This window comes from Streptomyces sp. NPDC005195, assembly GCF_040608315.1.
GTDB classification, from domain to species: Bacteria; Actinomycetota; Actinomycetes; order Streptomycetales; family Streptomycetaceae; genus Streptomyces; species Streptomyces kaempferi.
The window spans coordinates 1-4,538 of the sequence record NZ_JBEXHZ010000167.1; the positions used below are offsets into that span (position 1 = coordinate 1).

Annotated in this window: 7 protein-coding genes; 4 read left to right on the plus strand and 3 right to left on the minus strand. The window is 65.2% G+C overall.

Translation table 11 applies throughout. The annotated features are described in order from the left end of the window. Window positions 1-188 precede the first annotated feature (188 nt). The 3 genes from ABZV34_RS37280 (at window position 189) to ABZV34_RS37290 (ending at window position 1,777) form a co-directional block, all read left to right on the plus strand. Window positions 189-1,241: a helix-turn-helix transcriptional regulator gene (locus ABZV34_RS37280; RefSeq protein WP_356287062.1), complete on the plus strand. Its 1,053-nt coding sequence runs from the start codon at window positions 189-191 to the stop codon at window positions 1,239-1,241. Window positions 1,242-1,270: 29 nt separating this feature from the next. Beyond that, window positions 1,271-1,483, plus strand: coding sequence for a DUF397 domain-containing protein (locus ABZV34_RS37285; RefSeq protein ID WP_356287079.1), 213 nt, complete (start codon window positions 1,271-1,273; stop codon window positions 1,481-1,483). A gap of 99 nt (window positions 1,484-1,582) precedes the next feature. After that, entirely contained in the window at window positions 1,583-1,777 is a 195-nt protein-coding gene (locus ABZV34_RS37290; RefSeq protein ID WP_356287065.1) for a hypothetical protein, read from the plus strand. Between the two features lie 219 nt (window positions 1,778-1,996). Here ABZV34_RS37290 and ABZV34_RS37295 read toward each other — a convergent pair whose 3' ends face one another. From ABZV34_RS37295 to ABZV34_RS37305, 3 genes are all read right to left on the minus strand, one after another. Continuing rightward, window positions 1,997-2,215, minus strand: a complete 219-nt coding sequence (locus ABZV34_RS37295; protein WP_356287068.1) for a hypothetical protein — start codon at window positions 2,213-2,215, stop codon at window positions 1,997-1,999. Window positions 2,216-2,438: 223 nt separating this feature from the next. Continuing rightward, window positions 2,439-3,257, minus strand: coding sequence for an SAM-dependent methyltransferase (locus ABZV34_RS37300; protein ID WP_356287070.1), 819 nt, complete (start codon window positions 3,255-3,257; stop codon window positions 2,439-2,441). A gap of 201 nt (window positions 3,258-3,458) precedes the next feature. Next, window positions 3,459-3,926 carry a hypothetical protein gene (locus ABZV34_RS37305; protein WP_356287073.1) on the minus strand — a complete coding sequence of 156 codons (468 nt, stop codon included), beginning with the start codon at window positions 3,924-3,926 and terminating at the stop codon, window positions 3,459-3,461. Between the two features lie 206 nt (window positions 3,927-4,132). Here ABZV34_RS37305 and ABZV34_RS37310 point away from each other — a divergent pair. Then, the coding region (locus tag ABZV34_RS37310) for a transposase family protein (protein ID WP_356287076.1) at window positions 4,133-4,538 on the plus strand (406 nt) is incomplete at its 3' end.

Consider the following 4,538-nt stretch of genomic DNA (forward strand, 5'->3'; position numbering starts at 1 on the left):
GCCTGACTTGCACTGCCGTGGGCATCGCCACGCACCTTCTTTCGTACCCGTCGCGGAGGGGACGCCTGCGGGCTGCCGAGGGCTCTTGACAGGGCCCGATTGAAGACGGGCCACATGCAAGGGGCGCTTCGGCAGGAGAGAGCTGCCACGCAGCTGGTCACGTCCCGTGCGCTCCGAGCCCGAACGGGATGTCCGGTTCGGCGCGCACAACCACCGTGCTGCATCTGAGAATTAACCTGCAAGGAAATCTGCAAACACAGGAAAACTGGAATATGCCAGTGCACCTGCATGGCTTGTCGAAGGGGGGGCTGGGAGTGGGACACTCGGCACATGCGGGCGCCATGGGTGGACACGGCTTCGGGGAGGATGCAGAGGTGGCAGCACGACGGGGTCCGACATTCCGCAGGCGGGCATTGGGCAAGGAGCTTCGACGTCTGCGTGAGAAGGCTGACCTGACGATCCAGGAGGCCGCTTCGGGACTCGGTTTCAGCGACACCAAGCTGGGCCGCGTCGAGACGGGGCACAACAGCCTTCCGCGCGTGGAGGATCTGGAGAAGTTGCTTGATCGGTATGGTGTCGACGACATCGATGACCGTGACAGCGTCCTGACCCTGCACCGGGACTCGCTGAGCCGTGACCCGTACACCCCCTACAGGGATACGATGCCGTCCGGCATGCCGATGTACGTGGGGTTGGAATCGGATGCGCGTGAGGTGCGAACGTGGCAGCCCATGTATGTTTTCGGACTCCTTCAGACCGAGCACTACGCGCGCGCCCAGTTCATGGCGGCGAAGCCGGTGGAGGAGACCACGACCGCGTTCGTCGAGAACAACGTTCGCCTGCGGATGGAACGCAAGCAACTCATCACCCGCGAGGACGGCCCGCTGACACTGCGGGTCATCCTGGACGAGTCGGCCCTGCGTCGCGTGATCGGCGGTCCTGACGTGATGGGGGAGCAGTACGAGGAGATCGAACGGCTCTCCGCACTCGATAACGTGACGATTCAGGTTCTCCCACAGAAGCTCGTCACCTTCCGCGCCGACATCAACTTCGCGGTGCTGGACTTTGATGCTCCAGTGGACCCGATCGCCCAGTCAGACATTCCAGGCACCATCACGGTCACCGACAAACCGAGTGAGGTCTGGAAGTACAACCGGAGGTTCGACGCCATGCGCGACGAAGCTTTGGGGCCCTCGGCGACAGCCGGATTCCTGCACCAACTAGCGCGAGAGATCGAGTAGCCATTAACACTCATTTGTTGGCCCTTGATGTGGCCGCCGAACGCAAGTGGAAGAAGTCCTCCTACAGCGACAGCCAGGGGGGATCTTGTGTCGAGATAGCAAACCTGGCCAGCCGGGTCGGTATTCGCGACTCTAAAAACAAGCGGGGTCCGGCCTTGCTTGTCACTGCTACGGCCTGGACTGCCTTCGTCGGCCTTGTCCAATCCGGACGGGTCGGCTTCGACAGAGGAGAAATCGACTAGCCCCAAGCCATAAGGGAGCGGGTGGCGGACGCCTGGACTGGGGGCGCAACGGCGGCCGCTCTCGCCTTCAGAAGGCCGACGGTGGGAACTCCGGTGTGCATGCTCGCTCTTCAGCGAATCAGCGGCTGCTCGACAACCGGCATGGGCCCGCGCTGCTTCCCGGCACGGCTCGCACGCGTACAGGCCCGGACCTGGGCCGGAGTCCTGCTCGCCGGTGCGCACCAGGACGGTCTGAGAGGACTCGCGGCGGGAGCCGAACAGCCAGAAGTCGGCCGTGGCCAGGTGGAACTTTGAGCGGTACTGGGATTTGTACGAGCAGCAGCGATGAGTTTCCGAACGGCACAGGTCCGCAGCTGGTGCGGGGTGGACCTCGGCGGAGGGACCAGCAGAAGTGCACCAGCTCTGCGATCCACCTCACTGGTCGGGAATACCTACTGCGCCCTGCTCAGGTTCTTCTCGGCCGACAATGACAACCGTGGGTTGAAGCAGTACCGGGCGCAGCCCGAGGCGTGGTCAGCGTCTGGGGTTTGTAAACCGGACTTCGACCATAGTTCGTAGGTATGACCCCAGATCCCATATGGTGACGCGTGGCCTGTCGATCTGCCGCTGCAGGACAGCCAACTGGTGGCGCGGCGTCAAGGTCTCGATGTCCTTGTCCGCAGCGCTCATCGGCAGCAGCCGGATGAAGGCGAACACGCTCGACACGGCCAGGTAGGGCAGTCGCAACAGCACGGTCCACCAACCTGACACACCCCTCTGGCGACCACTGACAATTCGCAACAATCTGCAGGTCACAGACCATGGATGGAGTTTCCCACGTAGGCAGGCCCGGCCGGTTGGGATCGCCGCTCGTGACGAAGTGCATCAGTCCGGACGACTTGGTCCCGGTGACGTCCCGGTCGCGCGGATACGCCACCTGACAACTGTCCGGCGATCGTCACCGGGGAAATCATGGCTAGGCTTTCCGGGCCAGTCCGGCGGCGATGAGGCGCTCCCAGACGGTGAGTTCCCTTTCCTCACCGCTGTTCCACGGGCTGTTGACCTCCTCAGGACGCCACAGGGGTGCGGGGACGATCCCGGGTTCGAGGATCTCCAGGCCGTCCAGCAGGGAGGCGATCTCCGCGTCGGTGCGCCACCGGCCGCGGCCGAACGTCTCCTGGAGGACCTTCTCGGCCTCCGCCGTCTCCGGGTTGTTTCCGGAACGGAAGTGGCTCACGAAGAAGTAGCTCCCGGAGGGCACCTGGTCGCGCCAGTACCGGACGATGCCGGCCGGGTCCTCCTCATCGTTGACGTGGTGAAGGATGGCGCTGAAAATGACGGCCACGGGACGACCGAAGTCGATCATTTCCAGGGTGTCCGGGTGGGTACGGATGCCTTCGGGGTTGCGCACATCGACCGCGACGACCCGGGTCTGATTGTTCTTCTCCAGCAGCGCCCGACCGTGGACCAGCACTTGCGGATCGGTGTCGACGTACACGACCCGTGACTCGGGAGCGTGCCGTTGCGCGACCTGGTGGACGTTGTCGGCGGTCGGCAGACCACTGCCCAGGTCGATGAACTGCCGTATGCCGGTTGTCTTCGCGATCTCCCCGACCGCCCGGGTCAGGGCCGCGCGATTGGCGAAGGCGATGGCCACCGAACCGGGCAGGTCGCGCTTGAACACGTCGCCGATCTCCCGGTCCACGGCGTAGTTGTCCTTGCCGCCCAGCAGGTAGTCGTAGACGCGGGCGATGCTGGGCCTGGTCGGGTCGATGGAGGAGCCTTCGTACGTCATGGCGGCCATTCTCCCTCGCAACGCCGCCTGTTGACCATCGTTGCGGGATCCTCCGGCCGGCCCCTGTGCAGGCGGCCCAGTCCACGGTCATGTGGCGGACGGTCCCAAGTTCCGCTTGCCGCGGAGGGCTCGGACGACGTCGGCGAGCGTTGCCAAAACGGCCGCGCGGTGCCCTGAGACAATTCCCTCAGCGCGAATCGGTCAGCTCTGGGCATTGTCACGCTGACGGTCGAGAGTTTTCCAGCGGCGTTCGAAGTCGTGGGCTTGTTTGGTGATGTCGGTGGCAGTGAGGGGGTTGTTGTATTGGGCTGTGATTCCGCGTGTTGCGCAGTCCTGCGCGACGGCGTCGGCCGAGGGGGTCTCCTCGCGTATCCGGTGCTCGGCCCAGACGTTGTAGGTACGGAAGGACAGGAGGTATCTGCGCAGCGTGGACGGGCTGATCGGCTTCCCGCCGCGGCCCTTGACACCCTTCTCGGCGAGGTAGGCGGACAGTTGTTTGTCTGTGGGCTCGGTGCCGCGCTGTTTTTGGTGCTTCATCCACGCGAGGTAGTAGCGGTCGACGGTGGTGAGGGCCCTTTCCTCGTTCGTTTCTGTGGGCGCCGTCTCCTCATCGGTGATCGCGGCGTTTGCCCGGAAGCCTTGTTTCCCCTCCGCGGCCTGTGCTCTCACGATGGCGGGTGTCTGCTGGGCATCAGTCTCGGCAGGGGCGGCAGGGGTATTTCAAAGTCCTGGTGATCACGTGAGTCCGCAGGCCAGAGAGGTCCAGCCGGGCCCGTCACGAACGCAACGAAACTCCGGTTGAACGGGGTGACCTTCCCAAGTCGCCCTGAACCACCGGAGTTTCGATGTGCCGTAAGTCTGCCACCGTGTGCCTCGTGAAGTCGCCCGCTCTGGAGGGTGTGGCGAGGCTCTCGCTGGTCGAGCGGCTGCGGGTGCTGCCCGATCCACGCCGGCGGCGCGGAGTGCGTCACCCGTTCGTGGCGGTACTGCTGATTGCCGCCTCCGCGGTGATCGCGGGCGCTCGCTCCTATGCGGCGATCGGCCAGTGGTCCGCGAGTGCACCGCAGCACGCCCTGGCCCGGCTGGGTGCCCGCGTGGTGGGCGCGCTGGGAGTGCGCGTCGCGCCGAGTGCCGCCACGATCCGACGGGTCATCGGCCTGGTCTGCCCCGGCGGCCTGGCCGACCTGACCGGCGCCGATCCCGGCGGCGCGAAGTCGGTGGCCGTGGACGGCAAGGCCGCCCGCGGTTCCCGGCACGGCCAGAGACCCGCCGCCCACCTCC

Coding starts and splice junctions, on each gene's coding strand:
- ABZV34_RS37280 (WP_356287062.1), top strand. CDS start 189: ATGTCCGGTTCGGCGCGCACAACCACCGTGCTGCATCTGAGAATTAAC.
- ABZV34_RS37290 (WP_356287065.1), top strand. CDS start 1,583: ATGCTCGCTCTTCAGCGAATCAGCGGCTGCTCGACAACCGGCATGGGC.
- ABZV34_RS37300 (WP_356287070.1), bottom strand. CDS start 3,257: ATGACGTACGAAGGCTCCTCCATCGACCCGACCAGGCCCAGCATCGCC.